Below are 22,034 nucleotides of genomic sequence, written 5' to 3' on the forward strand. Positions count from 1 at the left end.
CTAAATACTTTTTAGGTATAATTTTAACTTTCTATTATTTGTTTTTCGTTATGTTTACTTTTGCCCTTGCGAAAATAAAAAAAGCCGATTCCAAATAAAATTAACAATAACATGGCATAAAGCATCCATTCCGTATAAGTCATCATATTTAACAGATCGATTTCACTGGTACCTTGAACGAATAGATCATAGGGATCGGAATTACGATAAGAAATCGGAAGCTTTTCATATATTTCATATTTGTTATAGGTATGTCTAGTAACAGCCTTGACAACTCTTATTTTTTCACCTGTTTGACTTGTAAATTCTAAAGTAAACTCATAGGCGGAATCTTGGTATTCTTTATAGGAAATATCCGCATGTTTTTCCGTGATTAGTGCCTCTGTTTTCGTTTGAGCTATGGGCACTATTTTATGAAGGAGATTAGATAGATATCGAGTAGAAAAGTAAAGAACTACAGCTATAGCCAGAACCGTACAACACCGGCCAATTATTTTCCAAAGAAACTTGGCGCCGCGGGTTTCATCTAGCCTTGTGAAAAAGCGATCAACTACCTCTATTTCCAAGATCACGGCAAAAACTAATGCCAATGCCAATAGCCCAAAAACGGTAATACCAAGTAAATAAAATATACTATCAAATAAAAAATCGCGGATCGTTGAAAAATCTTTATCCGTGGAAAAGCCATTAATTTTATCACCGACCTGTAGATTCTTCATTTGCTTTTTCGATATCCGATTTAAATAGCCTTTAAAAGGGGCTTCTTCCTTTCCTCCATTTAAATCGACTTTAACATAATAGGCCGGGGATAAAAACAAGCCTTTTTCAGCTGTTTTTCCAACAATAGTCGCTTCTTCTTTCTCTGCATTTAATAAGTTATAATCATCAATATAATCGGTAATTAGTGCAACAGTTCCTACTACAAATAATAAAATTAATCCTAGATAACCTAAAATCTCTCCAGCTTTTTTTAACAAACGATACGCCTCTTTTAGGAAAGCCTATTGCACTCAGCATAAACGAACCTCTTTTTAATTTAAATAGGAAATTCGATATATGAACGAAGCTTCAGACCTCTTGCTGGTTATATAATGAGAATCATAAAAAAATAACCCATCTGATCCCCTCTTCAGAATGGGCTATACAATATGAACTATCGCTTATTTCATGACAAGATTAGGCTTCTTAACTAAACTATGCTGACCATCTATAAAACGAACGGTTCCAGATTTGGATCGCAGGACCAAGGATTGGGTTGTTCCAATATCTCCCTTAAATTGAACACCTTTTAATAATTCTCCATCTGTGACGCCTGTTGCAGCGAAGATGGCATCGTCTCCTTTGACCAAATCTTCCATTCTTAGTACCTTATGTACATCCAAGCCCATACTTTGGCAGCGACTTAGCTCTTGATCATTGGAGGGTAATAGTTTCCCTTGGATTTCTCCACCAAGACATTTTAATGCGACAGCGGCAAGAACGCCTTCAGGAGCACCACCTTCCCCTAATAATAAATCTACGCCTGTGTGGTCAAAAGCTGTATTAATCGCACCCGCTACATCACCATCATTGATAACCTTAATGCGTACTTTTATGTTCCGTAACTCTTCAATTAGCTTTTCATGTTTAGGTCTATTTAAGACAGTGACAACGACGTCTTCAATATCTTTATTCTTCGCTCTTGCGACAGCTTTGATATTATCAATCAAAGGTGCATCAATATCAACCAATCCAACAGCTTCTGGTCCAACGGCGATTTTATTCATATACATATCTGGCGCATGCAGTAAATTCCCATGATCCGCGATTGCGATAACGGAGAGCGCATTCCACCCACCGATCGAAATAATATCTGTTCCTTCTAAGGGGTCCACCGCCACATCAACACGCGGCCCATACCCATTGCCAAGTTTTTCTCCAATATAGAGCATTGGGGCTTCATCCATTTCGCCTTCCCCAATCACAACTGTCCCTTTCATTGGAATCGTATCAAATACATCCCTCATCGCAGTTGTTGCCGCATCATCTGCTTCATCTTTTTTTCCTCTTCCCATCCAACGTGCGGAAGCTAATGCAGCAGCCTCTGTTACCCGAACTAACTCGATCGATAAACTTCTCTCCATAATTCAACCACCTTACACGTAATAGATTACCCGATCTTTAAGAAAACAAAATTGAAATTAGACTTTAACGAAAAATCTGATATTTAGGACGCCAGTTTTTCCTCTCTCCCCTCCTACAAATTCAAATGTTTCTCACTATTATACTATGAAGTTTGCAAAATACTACCGTTTATTTCTGTTTTATTAAATTAAAATCTACTTATAACTTTATTTAACTTTCTTTGGATGGAGAGGTCCGTTTAAACAATGTAATGGGGATGTATAAGCCCACTTTTCCATATTCCGCATGCTCCATTGTCGAAAAGATTACGCCCACGACTTCTCCTTCCTCATTGAGCACAGGACTACCACTGTTGCCTCGATAAACAGGAGCCTTGATCATCACGACTTCATCTTCCCAATCTGTTAATTTGATCGAATCGATTATTTTTCCTTCATTGGCTATCCCGTGAAAACGCAGAGGGTTCCCTATGAAAGTAATCGGATCACCTTTATACCATCCTGCTTGTTCAGCTAATTTTAAATATGGCACTGATTCCGCCTCTATATTTAATAAAGCTAGATCTATTTCCGGATAAATTTCTGTCACTTGCGCACGATATATTCCCTTTTCTGGAAAGGCAATGGTTACTTCTTCTTTTCCTTCAATCACATGATAATTGGTCAAGATCTTCCCATCACTAGATATGGAAAATCCTGTTCCTTTGCTTTCTTCCGTTGCAACCGTCACGACCGATCTCTTATACATCTGAATCTGTTCATCCTGTGATAATCTTGCCGAAACACGCAAAAATTCTATCGCCGGGATGGAATATGTTTGCAAGATAAAAGAAAAGGTACTGAATAAAAAAACAGCAACGATTAGTGAAAGAACCCATTTATATCTCCGTCGAGTGGGCGTGGGATTTATTTTTTCCTGTTGCTCCTTTAAAAGAGCCTCTTGCTGGGCCTCACGAATTAGTTCAGCCATTTCTTCTTCACCAATGTCTTCCATTAAATGACAATCAGGATTATCAATCTTTTTATCTTGTTCATCCCCCATCTAGTTCCACATCCTCATTTTATTGATCCCCAATATATATGAAACCCCTCTACAGTTCCTTAGGTAGAGAGGTTTCGCAGTTGTTGAATCACTTGTACAAAGTATCTTCTAATGAACCATCTACATGGTAAATAAAGAGAATGCCATCATGGTCCGTTACATAAGGTTTGGCTTTATCAAGAAGATCTTTTTTATTTTTCTCTTTGAAAATAGCTTGTTTTTTACCTGATTGCATCAGTTTCCAATGATCATCCTCGTTTTTCACCTTATAATGAATTCGGTTTTTAGCATCATCTTCGTAATATTCACGTGCCTGCGTTAAACCAATTGAAATCGCTCGCCCTTCATCATAATCCTCCCGTAAAAGAGCATTAGCAATTTCGATCGCTTTATTGCGCACCTTAGATGTTTCGTTTTTAAAGGCTGCTGGGTAATCATTTTTTGTCCATGGCATATGAATTCCTCCTTAGATTCTTCATATCCCAATAGAGTTTTTTCAAACATACCCATTCTATACATCTTTCGTCGCAGCACTTTTTATTTTGATCCGTTGTTCATAAATATTACGGACCACTACTTTGGCAACAGCATAGACAGGAATGGCGACAAGGATACCTAGAAATCCAGCGATATTTCCAGCCGCTAAAATAATCGTAATGACTGTTAACGGATGAATATCAAGCGTTTTTCCCATCACATTTGGAGTAATGAGATTACTATCAATTTGCTGTGCCACTAAAGTGACAATCGCTACCCCGATGACTAGCTTTGGATCCTGTAAATATGCAATGATTAAGGCTGGCGTTACAGCAATCCACGGCCCGACGAATGGAATTAAGTTCATGAACAAGGCAAAAACGGCAAGGAGTAAGGCATATTGGACACCTAAAATCATATAGCCGATCCAAATCATTGTTGCCAGAATGGCACTAATCAAAAGTTGCCCTTGAATATAAGAACGTAGCACATTATCAATGTCCTCCATTGTCTTTTTAATCCAAGCCCGTCGTTCCCCAGAAAAGAAATTATAAATAATCGGGGCAAATTTTTCGTGATCTTTTAACATAAAGATATAGAAAAACGGAACTAATATCAGTAAGAACATAGCTTGGAAGAAAGATTGCAAAAATTGGACAATCCATATTCCAAATTTCATTGCAACAGATTGAAGGGAATTTGCTGCACTATTGATCGATTCTTGCAAATTCTGTGGCAAATTATTCTTTTCTTGTAAAAGCTTATCTTTTATATCATCTAATTCTTTTGTAATTATTGGCGCATTTTCAACTAAAGCATTGACTTGCTTTGTGATCGGCGGACCAATGATTGTCACAAAAAGCCAAATAAGTAACGCAAGGCCAACCAATATAATGATGATACTTCCCCAACGTGGGACTTTCCACTTTTCCAAAAGACGCTGGACAGGTTCTGTCATATAATACAATACGCCACCAAGCAATAAGGGCAGGATAATCGCTTTAACGATAATCACAACAGGTGAAAAGATAAAGCTGATTTCCATGAAATACTTAATAATTAATATAGCTAATAATAAGCCAACCCCGACTTGAAACCAGAGCTTCTTCGTCAACCTCTCACATCCTTTTACAAAAAAAATAGTAATCTAAGTATACGTTGTATTACGAGCTATGTCGATAAAGGTTTCAAGACTTTGTTCTTTTTTTACAATAGTTGCTAAAAGAAAAGCATAAGCGCCTTGAATATGACTGTATTATGTGAATAGACTAGGTATTCATTGCGAATACTTCTACTAACATTACAGGAAGTTGAGTGGAGCCATGACCATGTCTTTTTTTAAGAAAAAGGGGAAACCCTTAAAAACGAAATCAAATGAAAAAACGAACACGATCTATTCCACTATCGAGGAAAATCAGCAATATATTTGCAAAGCATTATTCAATACAGATGATTTAAAAACCCGGGAAATGACGTATAAAGAAGTCCCTGGAATCATTATTTACCTGGAAACATTGGTAGACACGGAAATATTTCAACAAAGTTTTCTACTTCCCTTGTCGGAAGCCGTTGACCAACAAAATGTCGAGGAACTCATAACAAATCCGGAATTTAGTAAGACGAATGACCTCAATAAGATTGTATCTTCCTTGTTAAAAGGCGATTGTGCCCTTTTCTTCCAAGGCGGCACCGAGTGTATTTTATTTAACTGCCTTCAAGCTAATCCTCGAACACCTGAGGAACCTGATAATGAAAAGGTCGTCCGGGGGGCACACACGGGATTTATAGAAAATCTCGATGTTAATTTAAACTTGGTTAGGGAGCGTATCCACAATCGCCAGCTAACGATCAAATATTTTAAACTGGGACAAGAATCGAATACAAACGTAGCGATGATCTATATGAGTGAGCTTGCAAACCCATCGGTCGTTGAGGAGGTTCAAAAGCGGATTGAATCGATTTCAACCGATATGGTTTTCAGTCCGGGATATATCGAGGAATGTATTGAAGGTCATCCGTTTTCCCCATTCCAAGAAATTCTGTTTACGGAAAGACCTGATCGTCTAGAGGCTCATTTAATGGAGGGAAGGGTAGCCATTATCAGTGAAGGAGCCTCTGATGTATCGATTGTCCCCGTCACATTTTTTTCCTTCTTTCAGACGCCTGATGATTTTAATATCAGATTTTACGGGGGATCCTTTTTCCGTTTGCTACGATTATTCAGTTTTTGGGGAGCGCTCACGCTTCCAGCTATATACATTGCTGTTGTCGGCTTTCACTTTGAAATTATTCCCTATGATATGGTGACGATTGTAAAAGGCTCGATCGAGAATATTCCGTTTCCACCATTTTTTGAAGCACTCATCATGGCCATCACCATTGAATTAATACGAGAAGCAGGAATCAGGCTCCCGACGCCAATTGGCCAGACGATCGGCATTGTCGGAGGGCTTATTATCGGGGATGCGGTAGTCAATGTAGGCCTGGTGTCAAACGTAATGGTCATTGTTATTGCCTTAACTGCGATCATGTCATTTTGTATCCCTTCTTACGAAATGGGAAACACAGTCCGCATCCTTTCGCTGCCAGTCATGATTGCTGCAGCCACCCTTGGGTTTGTCGGTATTGTATTTGCTCTTATGATCATCTTCATCCATATGTGTAAATTGGAATCCTTTGGGACACCGTATATCGCGCCTTTGGCCCCCTTGCACGTTAAAAATTTAAAGGATGCCATTGTCCGTTTTCCAATCTGGACAATGAACCGTCGTCCAATAAGTGTGCAACCGCAAAAGCCGGTTAAACAAGGAAAATCAAGGGAATGGCAGAAAAATGATCGGTAAAAAAGAAATCACTCAGTTCCAGTTGATCTTTTTATTAATCCACAGCCAAGTAGGTGTAGGTGTGATTACTTTGCCTTTCGATGTTTTTATGGAGGCAAAAGGAGATGGTTGGATATCTGTTTTGTTAACGGGGGCCTTCATTCAAATCATGATTTTTTTATTCGGAGCGTTAATGGTCCGTTTTCCTACAAATAATTTGTACGGCATTGTCCAATCTCTCTTTGGAAAGTGGATCGGAAAATTGTTCGTCTTCCTATATAGTATGTATTTTATTGCCATTGGAGGCCTGATCCTGGCAAAATTTGCTTATATCCTCAAAGCTTGGATGATGCCACTGACACCCAAATGGCTCTTGCTTTTGCTGATGGTGTTTACAGCGGTTTATATTGTAAAAGAAAATCTGCAACTTATGGTCCGGTTCTTTTTTCTTTCCACCATTGTTTTAATCGGATTTATCGGCTTGACTGCTTACGCCTTAAAAGATGCAAACCTTACATTTATTTTACCCATCGGAACAAATGGAGTCCTGCCGATTATTCAGGGAATGGAGCGCGGTCTGTACGCATTTCAGGGATTCGAGTTATTGCTAATCATTTATCCTTTTGTTCAATCGAAAAAAAAAGGCGTGATAAAAGCGGCAACGATGGCCAATATCTTTACCACACTTTTTTATTCATTTCTGGTCTTAACGAGTTTGCTCTTTTTTAGTCCGGAAGAATTTAAGCTTGTACCTGAACCTGTTTTATATTTAATCAAGGCATTTTCTTTTAGAATCATTGAAAGGCCGGATTTGCTGTTTACGTCCATGTGGATTGTGCTAGCGGCCACCGCATTCATGAATACGATCTATGCCTCCTCCTTAGGGCTGTCAACGGTCATGAATTCAAATAAAATAAGAAATTACGTCATTATAGCTGCATGCATATGCTTTTTGTTAGCCCTGACTTTTCATGAAACCTATGAGATTGCAACCATATCCAGGATTTATAATAACTTTGTTGTTTTTCCTTTCGCTTTAGGTCTACCGATTTTATTTTTACTTATATCTATTATTTTCAACAAGAAGGAGCTGAGGAATAGCGGATGAATGATCGATTACCTTTTTTTTGGGCAGCTATATTGGCTATCATTCTTGCCGGATGCTGGGATCAGCGCTTATTAAAGGAACACAGCCTTGTATTATCCATTGGATACGACCAGACAAATGACGAAAAAATACTCAAGACTGTTACCTTTCCAAAAAACAAGCGTGGTGGAGGTCAGGAAAATACATCTTTAAATGAAAGTAAAACTTTATCTACGACAGGGGATACAGTCAAAGATGCCGAAAACCGTATGGATCAAAGCATTCCTGAAAAATTTGATCGATCCAAAGCCAAGGTCATTTTTTTTGGTGAACAATTGGCTTCCCATGGCATTTTTTCAATTTTGGATTCCATCTATCGAGATTTGAGAGGTCCATTAAATGCAAAGATGGCTATTTTTGATGGAAAAGCCCAAGATGCGTTGTCTATCAAGGAAGGCGAGTCTATGCTTATTAGTGATCTTTATGCAGAACTTCTTGATACGGCAAATGAAGCGGGAATTACAAAAAATGAAAATGTGCAAACAGCATGTCCCATTATTTTAACTGAAGGCAAAGATCTTGTGCTGCCTTATGTTGGTTTAAATCAGGGAGAAAACACAGCGAAAGTGAAAGGGTTGGCTTTGTTCCATGGTGATCAATTGACAGGCCATTTGAATATAGAGGAAACGAGCATGTTCCTGATTCTGTCCAATCAAAATCCAAATGGCCTAACATTAAACCTAAAGGTAAGGAATGATCAAAAAAAACACGAAAAAAACTTTGTGAATATCGCCATACGTGATATCAAAAGAAAAGTAAAGATGAACGTAAAAAATGGGCATATTGGTGCGAAGGTAAACGTGAAGCTCGAAGTGGAAATTGATGAGTATCCATTAGATCATTTAAAGAATGAAAAAAAAGTGAAAGCCCTGTCCAACAATATAGAAAATCAGTTAAATAAATTGGCGAAAAAAACACTCGCCAAAATGCAAGAGGCCAATAATGATTCATTGGGGCTGGGCGAAAAAGTGAAAGCCTACCATCATTCCACATGGAAAAAAATCGATTGGAATAAAGAATACCCTGAAGTTCCGATTGAAACAACCTTTCATGTAGATATCATTCGGCATGGGATTATTAATTAGTAGATTGAGCGCGAAAAGGGGCATCCAGTAGCCGAAAAATCGACTTATTGAACAGCCCCTTTTTTATACATGAATGCTTTATTCAAAATCTAAAATTTGATGTTTTTCTACTGCTTCAAAGATTTTTTCAATAAGAGCCATTACTCTTCTCACTTCTTCATTTTTTACGACTGGTTCTGCACCCTCTCTTACAACCGAATAAAAATTTTTATAGAAAGGATCGTACTCTGCCTTGCCTCTAGGAAGTTCTAATAAAGCGGTTGCTTCTTCTGATGGTGGTGCCATTGTTTTTGTTAGTCCAACTCCGGCTTTGATCGGTTTCGGAGCTGAAATATTTTCTTCTCCTGAGCGAACAACCAGCTCTCCAGACAGGTCCCAGTCCTTAATAATCGCTGTACCTTTTGTCCCTTTTATATACCATCTAGGAAGTTTTACAAAATTGGTTGTGCCTACTTCTACAATTGCTTTTATACCGTTTTGAAAGGTTAAATAGCTGATAAAGCCATCATCCACATCATTTCCTAAAATGTAGCTAAAATCCGCTGCCACCTTTTTGATCGGACTGTCTATCATAAATAATAATTGATCCAAAAGGTGAACACCCCAATCTAGAAGCATGCCGCCGCCATATTTCTTCTCATGACGCCAATCGCCAGGAATCCCGTTTGCGCCTTGAACTCTGGATTCAATTTGAAATAATTCACCTATATGTTCATTTTGATATAATTCTCGCGTGATCAAAAAGTCCGGATCCCACCGTCGGTTTTGATGCACCATAAACACCTTGTCCGTTTCTTTGACTACGGCTAAGATTTCATCTAATTCCTGAAGATTTAAAGTCACTGGTTTTTCACACACAACATGTTTTCCAGCCCTGAGACTTTGTATCGCTATATCTTTATGACTATCATTAGGTGTCGCAATAATGACGGCTTCCACTTCTTTATCGCCGAGTACAGATTCTAACGAGTCATACGCTTTATGTCCCATTTCTCTAGATTTCTCTTGTCTTTCTAAACGAATATCATAGGTTCCTACTACATGAAATCGTTCTGTTTCATTTGGTAAAATATGGTCAAGATGATAAGAACCCATTCCTCCATATCCAATCCCCACAACATTTATTGGTTTCATTACTACCAGCCCTTTCTATTTGTTTCTTTACCTTTTACTTATCTCCAACTTTTGATTGTTATGAATTCAATATAGGCCTCGTACCTATTAAGTAAAATATACGGCTTTTTTAAGCTACACGCAAGGAAATATATAATCAGCCGAATCACAATAGGGAAAGCTCTCAAGAAGCTTTCCCTTCGATTTTTACTGTGCCGGTGCACGATGGAATCTTTTAAAAATATTTTTGTTTTTCATCTTTTTGATTGTAGTTGGGACAAGGAAACGATCTACTCCGTAATAGACTGTTCCGTTGATAACAAACAAGAGAATAATCGCTACGACTAAGAGAATTGGATTTGTGCTAATCGTGCCAGCAAGCAAGAAGTTCAAGTTCATGAAGGCTCCTGCGATCAGGGCTGGAATTGTCAAGGCCCCTACGATTAAACCAAGACCGACGAGAACTTCCCCTACAGGGATAAGGACGTTAAACAATTTTACATTTGGTAAAGCCACGTTTTCTAGAAAGGCTGCATACCAACCTTGAACAACGGGGGCATCTCCTCCTGCTTTCGCAATCGCCCCTTGTAAAAATCCTGCTGCATCAAAGGCGCCTAATTTATGCCAACCTGCTTCTAACCATTGAACACCTAACCAAATTCTTAATGCGGCCCAAACTATGGCTACCCAACGGTTTTCATACCATCTCTTCATGATACTCACTCCTATTATATTATTTGTGAAAATATTCACATGTAGTTGTAAAAAAATATAAGTGCACTGTGCTTGATTATATTGATTTGTATTTGTGAATATTTTCACTAACTTTCTACACTCTTAATATACTATGATTTCTCTAAAAATACAAGGGCTTTTTATAATCGACACAAACTTGCCATTTTCTGTAAAACTTGAAAATTGGGTAGGAACATGTTATATTGCTAAATGGAATATTCGAATATAACAAATGTATAACCTCAATAATATGGTTTGAGGGTCTCTACCAGGAACCAATTAAATCCTGACTACAAATTCTTCACTTTGTAGTCGGGATTTTTCTGTTTCATAAGGATAAAACGGAACATCTTTAAACCACATTTCATTTAAACCGACTACTTATATACATTTTTAGAAAGGATTTTGGAGGAATTGATATGAATTTTAAAGTATTTATCCTCGCCATATCGACAATTATTGTTGGATTGGTGGAATTAATTGTAGGTGGAATTTTGCCGATTATGGCCGATGATTTGCATGTTACGATTGGCACGGCAGGACAACTGATTACCATTTATGCCCTTGTTTATGCCATTGCTGGCCCTGTACTCCTATCGCTAACAGCAAAAATGGAGCGTAAAAAACTATATCTGATCACATTGTTCATATTTTTCATTGGAAACATCATCACTTATTTCAGTCCTAATTTTACATTTATTATGATTGCCAGAGTCATCACAGCAATGAGTGCGGCTTTAGTCATCGTTCTTTCATTAACGATTACTTCAAAGATTGTGGAACCTGAACATCGAGCTAAAGCATTAGGAGTCATTTATATGGGAATTAGTTCTTCCTTAGTTCTAGGTGTACCACTTGGAATTGTGATGACAAATGCCTTAGGCTGGAGAACGGTTTTTCTCGGAATTGCGATCCTTACAATCGGTTCCCTTATCCTTATTTATGCGTTTTTGGAAAAAATTCCTTCCGAGAATATTCAGCCTTTATCCGTACAATTTAAGGCCCTTGCCAATAAAAAAATTGTTGGCGCCCATTTGGCTACAATGTTTATGTTAGCAGGGCATTACACGATATATGCATACTTTACTCCTTTTTTAGAAACGACTTTACATTTGAATCAATACTGGATTAGTATCTGTTATTTTCTTTTTGGTATTGCAGCCGTTGGGGGCGGTGCCATCGGAGGAGGACTTGCTGATCGAATTGGCTCTCCTAAAAGCATTTTGATCATCCTCGGGGCTTTTGCCTTGATTTTATTCGCTCTTCCTTATTCCACCTTTTCTTTCCCTATATTTTTAATCGCTATGATGATCTGGGGAGCATTAAGTTGGAGTATTTCCCCGCCCCAACAGGATTATATTATTCGCACAGATCCTAAGACATCTGATATTCACCAAAGCTTTAATAACTCTGCCTTGCAAATTGGAATTGCATTAGGCTCAGGTATTGGGGGATTCGTCATGGAACATACTGGGTCGGTCACCCATACAGCTACTATTGGTTCTGGAGTAGTCATCATCGCCTTTATTTGTGCCGTGATTTCTTTGAAAATCCCAGCACAACTTCATCAAACCGAAACAACGATCCATTACAAATAAGCGCAAAGGGGGTTCGTTCTCCTTTGCGCTTATTCGATATAACTGGATAAAAAGTGGCTTAACCGCTCTTTATAAGCCTCTTTTTCCAATACAAACGATTCACCGTGATTGGCCCCATCGCGAGACTTCATTTCGATTTCCTCGAAATTTTGAGTGGCATTTCCCCTTCAAGTAAAAATCAGTCACACTTTCTTTCTATTATGCTAAAAAATAGAGAGAACTCTTTGGCAGATTATTGCAGAGGAATTTACTTCCACCTGAGCATCTGAGATGTTTGTGAACAGTACTGGCTTTCGCTCTTACAAAAAGGACGAACATAAAATGTCTGGGAAATGGGTACCCAGACATTTTCAAGAAACATAATCCTGTTTTTCCTTACCGATAGCTTAACCTTTTCCACCTGAAATGACGATTCCCTGTATAAAATATTTTTGGGCGAAAAAAAACAATAATAAAGGGGGGAGCACGGCTATAACAGAGCCGGCCATTAATAAGTTCCATGGAGTTTGGGCGTACGTTGCTGTAAAATTGGCCAACCCAAGAGACAATGGATACAACTCTGAATCATTTAAATAAATCAGTGGTCCCATTAAATCGTTCCAGCGAAACATAAATTCCATAATGGCTGCCGTCGCCATCGCCGGTACAGAAAGTGGTAAGATAATCCGAAAAAATAAAATCATATACCCGCCCCCATCTATTTTTACTGCATCATCTAATTCACGAGGGATACCTGTATAAAACTGTCTTAATAAAAAAATAAGAAAGGCGCTTCCTCCAAAGGCAGGAATAATTAATGGTAAATACGAATCAATCCAGCCTAGTTTGTTAAAAATTAAATATTGAGGAATCATTGTCACCTGCGCTGGCAGCATCATTGTACTTAATACGATTGCGAATAAAACAAGACTACCCCTTGCCCGCAAACGTGCAAATCCAAAAGCAACTAACGATGATGTAAATACAGTTGCAAATACGGAAACTGCTGTATACCAAACTGTGTTCCATACATATTTTCCAAATGGATGATCTGCAAACACTTCCAGATAGTTTTCCCATTGAATGGGAGAAGGAAACCATTGGGGTGGTATTTTAAACACGGCTCCTTGTGTTTTTAAAGAGGTGGTCACCATCCAAAATAAAGGAAACATAAATAAGAATAAACCTATGAAAATAAGAAGATATACAATACACTTTCCTGCAAATGATAATTCTCCGGGCGCAAAGCTCCTATGTTTCCTTCTTGTTACCTTTGTTTTGTTCGTTTTGGAATAACTCTCTTCCGGTAGATAATTCCTTTGTGTCATTCGTCCCACCTCCTATTCTCCCCCTTGTTTAAGATTGATAGTGAACGTATCTTTTAGAAATTAATAATGAAAGCATCGTCAATGCAAAAATGATAATAAACAATATCCATGCTTGAGCGGAAGCATAACCAATTTTAAAATCTGCAAAAGCAGTATCAAACAAATAATAAACGTAAAAATACGACATCCAATTAGGGCCACCCTTTGTCACGACGTACGCTTGGGTAAACACTTGAAACGAGTTAATAATAGCAATTATCGAATTAAATAAAATCACGGGTGATATTAATGGAACTGTAATATTGAAAAATCTTCGGATCGGTCCGGCACCATCTATGGAAGCAGCTTCATATAAATCACCCGGTAAACTTTGCAAACTCGCTAAAAAAATGATCATGGTGCCTCCTAGTGCGGTTAATTGCATCAACACGAAAGAAGGAATAACGGTTTTACTATCTGTAAACCATCCAGGTCCGTCCACTCCAAAGAGCGTATTCAAGATTGAATTCACTATCCCAAAATCAGGATTCAACAGCCATGCCCATAAAAAAGCAATGGAAACACCAGAAACAACAGTAGGAGCATAGAACATCGTTCGAAAAAAAGCTTGCCCTTTGATTTTTTGATTTAGTAATAGCGCTAATATTAAGCCTAAACCTATTGTAAAAGGAACAGCTAACACTACATAATAAACCGTTACCCCTAATGATTTATAAAAGAGATTATCAGAAAATAAGTTCTTATAGTTTCCAAATCCAATAAACTCGACAGCATCTGTTATATTATATTTTGTGAAACTAAAAAAGAGGGAGGCGAGGATTGGCCCGCCTATAAAAAAGATAAAACCTAGTACCCAAGGTGAAATAAACAGCCAAAAGGCAATTTCCTCACGCTTTTGTTGTTTCTGCAAACCTAGTCGTTTTTTCTTTTTCACCCATCATCACTCCTTTAAGATTTTCTAGACCGAAACGTTTCAATTTAGAAGTGTACTTTAGGCATACTACATATTTTTTTATTTTATTTATCTTTTATAGAGCGCAATTGTGAATCCAATTTCTCCATACCCTCATCAATATCCATTGTCCCATCATAAATCGCATTAATATTTTGGTTAATTGTATTTAAAATTGTAGAGAAGTTTCGGATTAAGTGATTATCTGCTTCAAATCCGTACTTAATCGCTCCTTCATGTAACTCCTGTAATTGCTCATTTGTCATTCCCGCTTGTTCAGCTATATTATCTAACCAAACATCCATCAATTTACTATTAGCAGGGGTTTCGTTGGTCATCTCAACAAATTCCTTCGCACCTTTTTCTGGATCAATTAAAAACTTAATAAACTCCCATGCCTCATCAGGATGTTTACTTTTAGCACTTATATTCCAAGGATCCACATACATTGGAATTCTTCTATCGTCAACAGTATAAGGAATAGGAGCGACTCCCCATTGAAATTCAGCAGGCTGGTAACTTCTGACTCCCCATCCTCCGTCAATAACCATCGCGACACGCCCTGTTAAAAATGGACTGCCAATTTGAGAAATCGCATCCTGCTGAGACTGTGTTGGCGAAACCTTGTGTTTATGGATCAAATCGTAATGGGCTTGAATAGCTTGTCTATTTGCAGGATCATCTAATACATTAGGTTCTCCGATATCTCCGGTCTCGTAAGCCTCTTTTTTGAAAAGGTCTCCGCCCCAAAGCCAGGCATCTCGATTTCCATGGTTAGTATTTAATAAACCGAAGACTTGCTCATTTTTATCACCAATGTTTTTAGTTAATTTTTTAGCATATTCAATCATCTTATCGTAATTCCATGATTTGTCATCCCAGTCGGTTGGAGGATACTCCAAACCCGCTTCATCAAATAACTCTTTATTATAAAAAATGTATGAACCCATCGACAAAATTGGAACGCCATATTTTTTACCATCAATCGTATAAATATCAAGAAGCTTTTCATCAATCCCTTCAACCGCATCTGGGTCTTTTTCTATATAGGGAGTCAAATCAAGTAATGCACCTAATCCTTGATAAGTGGCAAAACCGGAATCTGCCCAGTTAGCTGACCAAACATCTGGAACATTTCCACCTGCGATCATTGTTTGGAGCTTTTGATCAATTTGATCTTGGGGTACTTCTTGCAATTTTATTTTAATATTGGGATTTTCTGCTTCATAATCTTTGACCATTTTTTCTTCCCAAGCCTTTACAACTGGGTCACTGCGGACAAGCCATGTCAATTCAACCTTATTCTTACCCCTATCCTTTCCCCCTGTTTCCGAAGAACTACATGCTGCTAAAGAAAAAATTAAAACTAGAGCGAAAAAAGCACTGAACAATGAGGAAAAAACCTTTTTTCTTTTCATTGAGAACAACCCCTTAATCATTTTAAGTGCTTTGCAAACTTCATTAAGCTTCAAATCCTAATGATAGCGATTACATTTAAATGAAAAATAAAATCGTAGAACACGCATTCAATATTAAATCTTCGTTAAGTGGAGATTATAATTTGCTAAAAAGATAATTTAATAAGAAACCTATTAAAATACAATTTTTTCAGCCCCCCTCTAGTGATGAAGAGATAGTCTTTTTTATACTTATGAAAATCTTAGGTACTAACTTAAGTACATAATAACGTATATAGTTTATTTGTCAATAAAATATTACGTTATTTACGTAATTGAAATCGAACTTTTCTACTATTTAAAATTTCAGCCATATTATAATAAGGGATAGGTGAAGTGAAATGGAAATCGGAAAAAGAATTCGTCATTTAAGAATAGCAAAGAATTTAAAAATCTCGGAACTCGCTAAAAAATCCTTCGTCTCTCAATCTTACTTAAGCGATATTGAAAGAGGAAGAACAGCACCCTCTCTGGACAAATTAAATATTATTTGTAGTGCATTGGGAATCTCATTAAGTGAATTTTTTGGAACCGTTCCAACAATGTCGAGTGAGATTATTAGGTTAGTAGAAAATGCACAAAAATTGACGAACCAAGAAATTGAACTACTTAGCAATTTTCTTGAGTCGATGTTAGCAAGGCAAAAAAAATCGATTAATGAATAAATTCTGCCTATATAAATTGAGGGCAGAATTTTTCTTCTATTAATCGTGATTTCAACATGGCGTGACAATACCTTAAGCCATTGAACCTAGCATTCGCTCTAAAGTTGTTAATGAAGCCGAATTTCGATGTAAATGAAAGGTTCTGACCGGAATGGCTGAAAATCAACTTAGTATGGTTGCTCTTATCGAAGATACTACTCAATCTCTAGCTAAAAAGACCGAATACCTTGACAGGTTTATTCGGTCTTTTTCCTATTTTCAATCTCATACTGGAAGTACAGTTATTTCATTGACATTTACATAATCTGGCTGTATGAATGCCCAAATCACTGCTTTCGCAATATAGCGAGGTTCCAAACTAAGAAAAACCTGGCTTTTATTGTTCAACAAACTGAACAATCTTTTGAACCCTTTCCTCTGTTAATTCCCCCCGTGTTATGAAAAACCATCACATCTGAATCTAGTATTCCCTTTTCTCCGTCCAAGGAACGGTTAATACATTATGATAGGATTTGATAACTATACGAGATTTATTTTCACTGTGGAATAATCAATGGGTCTAAGGATGGGGTACTTCATAAGGGGCGCATGTTCCAAGTTATGAACACGGAAACGTCTTTTATGCTGGAGAATTTGATAGGAGATTTTACTAGAATAGAAACTTGAATATAAAAAAGGAAACACCCATCAGCGCCCATAACGGGTTTCAAGTTCAAATATTCTTTGCTCTAGTTCAACGTTCTTATGCTCAAAATAGTGTATCTTCTTACTTACATGTTGACGATTGTTATCTAATTTTTCACCGTTTTGGATGACCAGTTTTTCAAGATTTGTAAATCGCTCTTTTGTTTCTTGACGAAATTCTCTCATTTCCTCTTGGAATTTCTTTAGGCCTTCTAATTCTCCCTGCATGGTTCGTTGATCTTCCCCCATGGCTTGTTGATCTTCTCGCATCGCTCGTTGATCTTCCCACATGGCTTGTTGATCTTCTCGCATCGCTCGTTGGTCTTCCCACATGGCTTGTTGATCTTCCCGCATCGCTCGTTGGTCTTCCCACATGGCTTGTTGATCTTCTCGCATCGCTCGTTGGTCTTCCCACATAGCTTGTTGATCTTCTCGCATCGCTCGTTGGTCTTCCCACATGGCTTGTTGATCTTCTCGCATCGCTCGTTGGTCTTCCCACATGACTTGTTGGTCTTCTCGCATGGCACGTTGGTCTTCCCACATGGCTTGTTGGTCTTCTCGCATCGCTCGTTGATCTTCCCACATCGCTCGTTGGTCTTCCCGCATGGCTTGCAGTTCTTTTTGCATAGCTTGTTGATCCTTCTTCATAGCTTGTTGATCTTTTTGTATCACTTGTAATATCTTTAAAATCTCTTCCATTTGGTTTCCTCCTCCCTATAAGAATTTTCACTACTATTTCATTATAACAGAAAAATTCTCTTCTTTCTCACAAAAATAGAAAGGGGTTACATAAATTACGTCTGTTTTCCCAAAACAATCTATTGCCTGTTCATGCGAATTAAATTAATTTCTTGGCGATATAAGAGCTTATTAGAACGATATCGCGTTTCTCCCCGTGTGAATGACAGAATTTCAAAAACCCCGAATACCTCTATAGGTAGATTCGGGGTTTTCCTATTCATTCTTGTTCAGACCGGCCGGATGGTGATTTCATTCACATTTACATATGCTGGTTGTGTAACTGCGTAAACGACTGCTTTGGCAATATCTTCTGTTTCCAATTTTTTCCGATCCATTACTGTGGAGTTACTTAAACGAGTCGCTACCATCCCTGGAGAGATATTTGTCACTCTAACGCCTGTTCTCGCCAGTTCCTTTTCTAATCCCATAGAAATAGCTCTCACAGCGAATTTGGTTGCACTATAAACCGTGCTTGTCTTTGTCACTTCATATCCAGAGACAGACGCGATGTTAATAATATGTCCCGTAGATCGCTCCAGCATCGATGGCAACACCGAATGAACGCCATATAAGATGCCTTTAATATTGACATCAATCATTTGCTCCCATTCCTTTACTTCCCCAGAACGGACAGTACCTGTAAGCATCTGTCCCGCATTATTCACAAAAATATCTACATCTCCAAAGGCCTCATTTGCCTTTTTTACCATCTCCTCCACATTATCTCGATTGGCCATATCTGTTTTGACAGCAAGGGCTTTTCCTTTTCCTTGTTGGTGAATCTCATTCTCTAGTTCTTTCAGCTTTTCCATACTACGGGCCGTTAGCACCACACTAGCTCCTTCACTAGCAAGTTCCCGTGCTATGCCTGCCCCAATACCACTACTTGCCCCTGTTACAACAGCAATCTTTCCCTTTAATTTTCCCACAACAGTCCCTCCTTTGTTTCTTTCATTAAAAAGCTTATCATGAAATATTTAAAAAGACTGAACAAATCCCTTTGATTTGCCAGTCCCTTATTCCTTTTAGCAAAAGCTCTATCTATCGTTCGATAAAAGCTACAAGATTATTTATTTTCTCTTCAGTTAATTCTCCTGAGTTATCAAATACCAGAATATCTGATTCCGGAATTCCCCAAGCGACAGTTGGCAAGTCTAAGCTTTGTTCATATTCATCCCAATTGTCGATTTTCCATTGATCACGATCCATTGCTCCACGTTCAATGATCCGCTCTTTTTGCAACTCTGTATCCTTCAATGTAACGAAGAGAACTTTGACTGTAACCTCTTCTCGTGAAAGTCCAAACTCAGCTAATTTTCGGTCTAGCCATTCTGCTGTCTCAATTTCTTTTGTAAATGGGCCAACTAGAATGGAATCAAGACCAAGTGTTGCATTTTCCATTGCCAAATCCATCGTCACATCATACTCTAAGTCACGACAATGCTTCTTATAATATTTGGAATCACGATCTTGAGGATCATAACCTGTTGCTTTTAAGAAATTCTCACTAAATTTTCCTCTACTGTATCTTTATCCAAATAGACAGCAGGAATATACTTATGTAGATGTTTAGAGACTGTCGTTTTCCCCGTCCCCGCAACCCCGCTTACAAAAATAACTTTCGGCATAACCCATTCCCCCAGTGAACAGCAATTTGGTCTGTTTACAGAACTTTTCATTACTATACCACCAAGATTCTATTCCCTCAAGATTCTTCTATTCTAAAGTATGGTATGTGCAAATTAATACGTAAAGGGACCTCCAGTATATTAGGAAATCCCTGAAAACGCGTTCACTCCATATATATTTACCTATAACTCTGTTTTGAATACAGGGGAATCGAGTAGGCGAGGAAGATGGAAAGGGGCTACCAATAGCCGAAAAATCGACTTTGGATAGCCTCTTGACTATTTCTTTTTATACTTTCAATCAGTTTTCAATCCTCATCCACAATCACATAATACGCCTGAACTGGACCATGGACCCCAACAACTAAATCCATCTCAATGTCTGCACTGTTACTTGGACCTGAGATAAAATTGATACAGGAAGGTACCTTCCCTTCCTCCTGTTGCATACGATGAATATAGCTTGTTGCTTGCGTCATTCTTGGAACAATACTCTTTTTTGGGATAATTGCAATATAAACGGTTGGTAACAGGCTAACGGATCGGCCTTTTCCATAGTCACTAAATAACACGACAGTGCCAGATTCAGCTAAAGTTATGTCTGAAAAAGTAATCCCAATATCGGCTTTTTCTGCTTTGTGAATATTTTCATCGCCAAGGTCCCTATCCCAAATATGGACGTCTACCCCTTTGCTACTAGCTTTCTGAAAATATTGGTTGATTTGATACTCTTGAAACCGAGGATCATCCCAACTTACAATTGATTTTCCCCCAATTTGGTCTATCAATCTTTCAAGTTCTGAAGGTAAAGATTCTTTCCTTTCTACTTCCACCACTTGTGTATGGATGTTCTCACATTGTTTTTTCAAAATATCAACCAATTGATCTTGACTAAACCCTTTATAGACTTCTTTCTGTGGTTGCTGTTTCCAAACCGGGCGTTCAACGGGAGTTTTGATCCGTTCTCGTCCAAGACTTTTGGCAATTTGATTTAAAAAGCGCTCTTTATGATGGATTCTCTCAGTCCCCATTAATTGTCACTACCTTTCTCCCGCTTTTTAAACCATTCTCTAAATGTTTGTTTACTAGGCTCTGGAAAATCACGTATATCTGTCCACGGTTTGATTGGACCTGGTCCTTTCGTAATTTTACCCTCTTTCGCAAGCGGTCCCATAACAGTCGGAGCTACTTTTGTCCCCATATTGAAAAGTTTCGGTGAGCTTGCCGCCATCGAAAATCCTTTCATGGCTAGTTTTTCACCAAACCCGCTTTTTCCTTGTTCATCAGCAATGACTTTTCGATGTTTTATTAATAGATCATGTAAGGGAATTTTGACTGGACAGGCTTCTGTACAGGCACCACATAAGCTTGAGGCATATGGCAACTCTTTGTAGTCCTCATACCCTCCGAGTAGCGGTGAGAGAACCGCGCCAATGGGACCTGGATAAATGGAACCGTAAGAATGACCGCCAACATGGCGATAGATTGGGCAAACATTAATGCAGGCAGCACAGCGGATGCATTGCAGAACAGACTGAAACTCAGTGCCTAAAATATTGGAACGGCCATTATCCACAATGACAAGATGGAATTCTTCAGGACCATCTATATCCCCTTCGTCTTTTGGTCCTGTTAGCCCTGTAATATAACTTGTTAATTTTTGCCCAACGGCACTCCTGCAAAGCATACTCACTAATATATCAAGTTCTTCCCATGTTGGGACGATTCTTTCCATGCCCATCACAGTGATTTGTGTTTTCGGCAAAGTTGTAGCTAGCCGCGCATTTCCTTCGTTCGTAACAAGGGAGATTGCACCTGATTCAGCGACAGCAAAATTACAGCCGGTTATACCAATTTCCGCTGTTAAAAACTCCTCACGTAATTGTTCCCTAGCAAATAAAGCCAGCTCCTCAGGTTTGGAGGTTTTGCTATATCCCTTTTTTTCTTTAAATGTATCACGAATCTGCTCTTTATTTTTATGCAATGCAGGTGCAACAATATGTGATGGAGGATCATGGTCATCCACTTGCAAAATATATTCTCCTAGATCAGACTCAATTACTTCGCAGCCTATATCTTCAAGGGCTTCATTCATACTAATTTCTTCTGTCACCATTGATTTCGATTTAATTACCTTTTTTGCCTCTTTTTGTTTCACGATGTTCGTGATATATTCATTGGCCTCTTCACCTGTTTGGGCAAAAAATACGTGGCCGCCTCTTTTCACAACATTATCCGCCAGTTGTTCTAAGTAAAAATCTAAATGAGTTAACGTATGTTGTCTGATTTCTTCCGCTAGATTTCGCCATTCTTCCCAGTTTCCTAGTTCTTCCTGTGCGTCTAGTTTTCGACTACGCAATCTTTCCTGTGCTGAGACCATTGCATTTCTCATGAAATTGTCTTTTAATCCTTTATCTACCCGGTTAAAAAACTGTTCTTCACTTATTTTCATTGGCAT

The 22,034-nt window shown here is 38.3% G+C and carries 21 protein-coding genes and 1 riboswitch; of the genes, 5 read left to right on the forward strand and 16 right to left on the reverse strand.

Annotation, left to right across the window (positions count from 1 at the left end; genetic code table 11):
- Window positions 1-23: 23 nt before the first annotated feature.
- The 5 genes from KI363_RS11195 to KI363_RS11215 all read right to left on the reverse strand — a co-directional run bounded on the left by KI363_RS11195 (window position 24) and on the right by KI363_RS11215 (window position 4,756).
- The gene (locus KI363_RS11195; RefSeq protein WP_212966353.1) at window positions 24-977 is read right to left on the reverse strand and encodes a hypothetical protein; all 954 of its coding nucleotides are present in this window, start codon (window positions 975-977) and stop codon (window positions 24-26) included.
- 183 nt (window positions 978-1,160) lie between these two features.
- Window positions 1,161-2,123, reverse strand: a complete 963-nt coding sequence (glpX, locus tag KI363_RS11200) for a class II fructose-bisphosphatase (RefSeq protein ID WP_158321728.1) — start codon at window positions 2,121-2,123, stop codon at window positions 1,161-1,163.
- Between the two features lie 211 nt (window positions 2,124-2,334).
- Window positions 2,335-3,165 carry a S1C family serine protease gene (locus KI363_RS11205; protein ID WP_158321729.1) on the reverse strand — a complete coding sequence of 277 codons (831 nt, stop codon included), beginning with the start codon at window positions 3,163-3,165 and terminating at the stop codon, window positions 2,335-2,337.
- Between the two features lie 88 nt (window positions 3,166-3,253).
- The gene (locus KI363_RS11210; protein ID WP_158321730.1) at window positions 3,254-3,619 is read right to left on the reverse strand and encodes a DUF2188 domain-containing protein; all 366 of its coding nucleotides are present in this window, start codon (window positions 3,617-3,619) and stop codon (window positions 3,254-3,256) included.
- Window positions 3,620-3,676: 57 nt separating this feature from the next.
- Window positions 3,677-4,756, reverse strand: coding sequence for an AI-2E family transporter (locus tag KI363_RS11215; protein WP_158321731.1), 1,080 nt, complete (start codon window positions 4,754-4,756; stop codon window positions 3,677-3,679).
- A 214-nt stretch (window positions 4,757-4,970) separates the two neighbouring features.
- On the opposite strand from KI363_RS11215, the gene KI363_RS11220 reads away from it, so the two are divergent.
- The 3 genes from KI363_RS11220 to KI363_RS11230 are packed head-to-tail and all read left to right on the forward strand — an operon-like array spanning window position 4,971 to window position 8,696.
- Window positions 4,971-6,485 (forward strand): spore germination protein, encoded by a 1,515-nt coding sequence (locus tag KI363_RS11220; protein WP_246516839.1) that lies wholly within the window; start codon window positions 4,971-4,973, stop codon window positions 6,483-6,485.
- Window positions 6,475-7,572, forward strand: coding sequence for a GerAB/ArcD/ProY family transporter (locus KI363_RS11225; protein WP_158321733.1), 1,098 nt, complete (start codon window positions 6,475-6,477; stop codon window positions 7,570-7,572). Before KI363_RS11220 ends, KI363_RS11225 begins: the two co-directional genes overlap by 11 nt.
- Window positions 7,569-8,696, forward strand: coding sequence for a Ger(x)C family spore germination protein (locus tag KI363_RS11230; RefSeq protein ID WP_212966354.1), 1,128 nt, complete (start codon window positions 7,569-7,571; stop codon window positions 8,694-8,696). Before KI363_RS11225 ends, KI363_RS11230 begins: the two co-directional genes overlap by 4 nt.
- Window positions 8,697-8,774: 78 nt before the next feature.
- Here KI363_RS11230 and KI363_RS11235 read toward each other — a convergent pair whose 3' ends face one another.
- Together KI363_RS11235 and KI363_RS11240 are read right to left on the reverse strand one after the other, a co-directional pair.
- The gene (locus tag KI363_RS11235) at window positions 8,775-9,830 is read right to left on the reverse strand and encodes a Gfo/Idh/MocA family protein (protein WP_158321735.1); all 1,056 of its coding nucleotides are present in this window, start codon (window positions 9,828-9,830) and stop codon (window positions 8,775-8,777) included.
- A 186-nt stretch (window positions 9,831-10,016) separates the two neighbouring features.
- Window positions 10,017-10,523, reverse strand: coding sequence for a DoxX family protein (locus KI363_RS11240; protein WP_158321736.1), 507 nt, complete (start codon window positions 10,521-10,523; stop codon window positions 10,017-10,019).
- Window positions 10,524-10,756: 233 nt separating this feature from the next.
- Window positions 10,757-10,857: riboswitch (purine riboswitch) on the forward strand.
- 106 nt (window positions 10,858-10,963) lie between these two features.
- Here KI363_RS11240 and KI363_RS11245 point away from each other — a divergent pair.
- Window positions 10,964-12,142, forward strand: coding sequence for an MFS transporter (locus tag KI363_RS11245; RefSeq protein ID WP_158321737.1), 1,179 nt, complete (start codon window positions 10,964-10,966; stop codon window positions 12,140-12,142).
- A 386-nt stretch (window positions 12,143-12,528) separates the two neighbouring features.
- On the opposite strand, the gene KI363_RS11250 is transcribed toward KI363_RS11245, so the two are convergent.
- From KI363_RS11250 to KI363_RS11260, 3 genes are all read right to left on the reverse strand, one after another.
- Window positions 12,529-13,449, reverse strand: coding sequence for a carbohydrate ABC transporter permease (locus KI363_RS11250; RefSeq protein WP_158321738.1), 921 nt, complete (start codon window positions 13,447-13,449; stop codon window positions 12,529-12,531).
- Between the two features lie 28 nt (window positions 13,450-13,477).
- A complete protein-coding gene (locus KI363_RS11255) occupies window positions 13,478-14,383 on the reverse strand; it encodes a carbohydrate ABC transporter permease (RefSeq protein ID WP_158321739.1) in 906 nt (301 codons plus the stop codon).
- An 83-nt stretch (window positions 14,384-14,466) separates the two neighbouring features.
- On the reverse strand, window positions 14,467-15,819 hold the full coding sequence (locus tag KI363_RS11260) for an ABC transporter substrate-binding protein (protein WP_191967424.1): 1,353 nt from the start codon (window positions 15,817-15,819) through the stop codon (window positions 14,467-14,469).
- A 380-nt stretch (window positions 15,820-16,199) separates the two neighbouring features.
- Here KI363_RS11260 and KI363_RS11265 point away from each other — a divergent pair, with 380 nt between their 5' ends.
- Window positions 16,200-16,523, forward strand: coding sequence for a helix-turn-helix domain-containing protein (locus tag KI363_RS11265; protein ID WP_158321741.1), 324 nt, complete (start codon window positions 16,200-16,202; stop codon window positions 16,521-16,523).
- Window positions 16,524-17,210: 687 nt separating this feature from the next.
- Here KI363_RS11265 and KI363_RS11270 read toward each other — a convergent pair.
- From KI363_RS11270 to KI363_RS11290, 6 genes are all read right to left on the reverse strand, one after another.
- Entirely contained in the window at window positions 17,211-17,906 is a 696-nt protein-coding gene (locus KI363_RS11270) for a hypothetical protein (protein WP_212966355.1), read from the reverse strand.
- 269 nt (window positions 17,907-18,175) lie between these two features.
- The gene (locus KI363_RS11275) at window positions 18,176-18,877 is read right to left on the reverse strand and encodes an SDR family oxidoreductase (RefSeq protein ID WP_212966356.1); all 702 of its coding nucleotides are present in this window, start codon (window positions 18,875-18,877) and stop codon (window positions 18,176-18,178) included.
- Window positions 18,878-18,989: 112 nt separating this feature from the next.
- The gene (locus KI363_RS22020; protein WP_246516840.1) at window positions 18,990-19,361 is read right to left on the reverse strand and encodes a hypothetical protein; all 372 of its coding nucleotides are present in this window, start codon (window positions 19,359-19,361) and stop codon (window positions 18,990-18,992) included.
- Window positions 19,362-19,441: 80 nt separating this feature from the next.
- Window positions 19,442-19,576 carry a P-loop nucleotide/nucleoside kinase family protein gene (locus KI363_RS22025; protein WP_246516841.1) on the reverse strand — a complete coding sequence of 45 codons (135 nt, stop codon included), beginning with the start codon at window positions 19,574-19,576 and terminating at the stop codon, window positions 19,442-19,444.
- 308 nt (window positions 19,577-19,884) lie between these two features.
- A complete protein-coding gene (locus KI363_RS11285) occupies window positions 19,885-20,607 on the reverse strand; it encodes a LutC/YkgG family protein (RefSeq protein ID WP_212966357.1) in 723 nt (240 codons plus the stop codon).
- The gene (locus KI363_RS11290) at window positions 20,607-22,034 is read right to left on the reverse strand and encodes a LutB/LldF family L-lactate oxidation iron-sulfur protein (RefSeq protein ID WP_212966358.1); all 1,428 of its coding nucleotides are present in this window, start codon (window positions 22,032-22,034) and stop codon (window positions 20,607-20,609) included. The genes KI363_RS11285 and KI363_RS11290 overlap by 1 nt, the downstream gene beginning before the upstream one ends.

The sequence above is a fragment of the Lederbergia ruris genome (assembly GCF_018332955.1).
Lineage (GTDB): Bacteria > Bacillota > Bacilli > Bacillales > Bacillaceae_C > Lederbergia > Lederbergia ruris.

Bases quoted from the DNA above. Each gene is read 5' to 3' on its own strand.
- glpX (WP_158321728.1), bottom strand. From the start codon at position 2,123: ATGGAGAGAAGTTTATCGATCGAGTTAGTTCGGGTAACAGAGGCTGCT.
- KI363_RS11205 (WP_158321729.1), bottom strand. From the start codon at position 3,165: ATGGGGGATGAACAAGATAAAAAGATTGATAATCCTGATTGTCATTTA.
- KI363_RS11210 (WP_158321730.1), bottom strand. From the start codon at position 3,619: ATGCCATGGACAAAAAATGATTACCCAGCAGCCTTTAAAAACGAAACA.
- KI363_RS11220 (WP_246516839.1), top strand. From the start codon at position 4,971: ATGTCTTTTTTTAAGAAAAAGGGGAAACCCTTAAAAACGAAATCAAAT.
- KI363_RS11225 (WP_158321733.1), top strand. From the start codon at position 6,475: ATGATCGGTAAAAAAGAAATCACTCAGTTCCAGTTGATCTTTTTATTA.
- KI363_RS11230 (WP_212966354.1), top strand. From the start codon at position 7,569: ATGAATGATCGATTACCTTTTTTTTGGGCAGCTATATTGGCTATCATT.
- KI363_RS11235 (WP_158321735.1), bottom strand. From the start codon at position 9,830: ATGAAACCAATAAATGTTGTGGGGATTGGATATGGAGGAATGGGTTCT.
- KI363_RS11240 (WP_158321736.1), bottom strand. From the start codon at position 10,523: ATGAAGAGATGGTATGAAAACCGTTGGGTAGCCATAGTTTGGGCCGCA.
- KI363_RS11245 (WP_158321737.1), top strand. From the start codon at position 10,964: ATGAATTTTAAAGTATTTATCCTCGCCATATCGACAATTATTGTTGGA.
- KI363_RS11250 (WP_158321738.1), bottom strand. From the start codon at position 13,449: ATGACACAAAGGAATTATCTACCGGAAGAGAGTTATTCCAAAACGAAC.
- KI363_RS11260 (WP_191967424.1), bottom strand. From the start codon at position 15,819: ATGAAAAGAAAAAAGGTTTTTTCCTCATTGTTCAGTGCTTTTTTCGCT.
- KI363_RS11265 (WP_158321741.1), top strand. From the start codon at position 16,200: ATGGAAATCGGAAAAAGAATTCGTCATTTAAGAATAGCAAAGAATTTA.
- KI363_RS11270 (WP_212966355.1), bottom strand. From the start codon at position 17,906: ATGGAAGAGATTTTAAAGATATTACAAGTGATACAAAAAGATCAACAA.
- KI363_RS22020 (WP_246516840.1), bottom strand. From the start codon at position 19,361: ATGGATTTGGCAATGGAAAATGCAACACTTGGTCTTGATTCCATTCTA.
- KI363_RS22025 (WP_246516841.1), bottom strand. From the start codon at position 19,576: ATGCCGAAAGTTATTTTTGTAAGCGGGGTTGCGGGGACGGGGAAAACG.
- KI363_RS11285 (WP_212966357.1), bottom strand. From the start codon at position 20,607: ATGGGGACTGAGAGAATCCATCATAAAGAGCGCTTTTTAAATCAAATT.
- KI363_RS11290 (WP_212966358.1), bottom strand. From the start codon at position 22,034: ATGCCAATGAAAATAAGTGAAGAACAGTTTTTTAACCGGGTAGATAAA.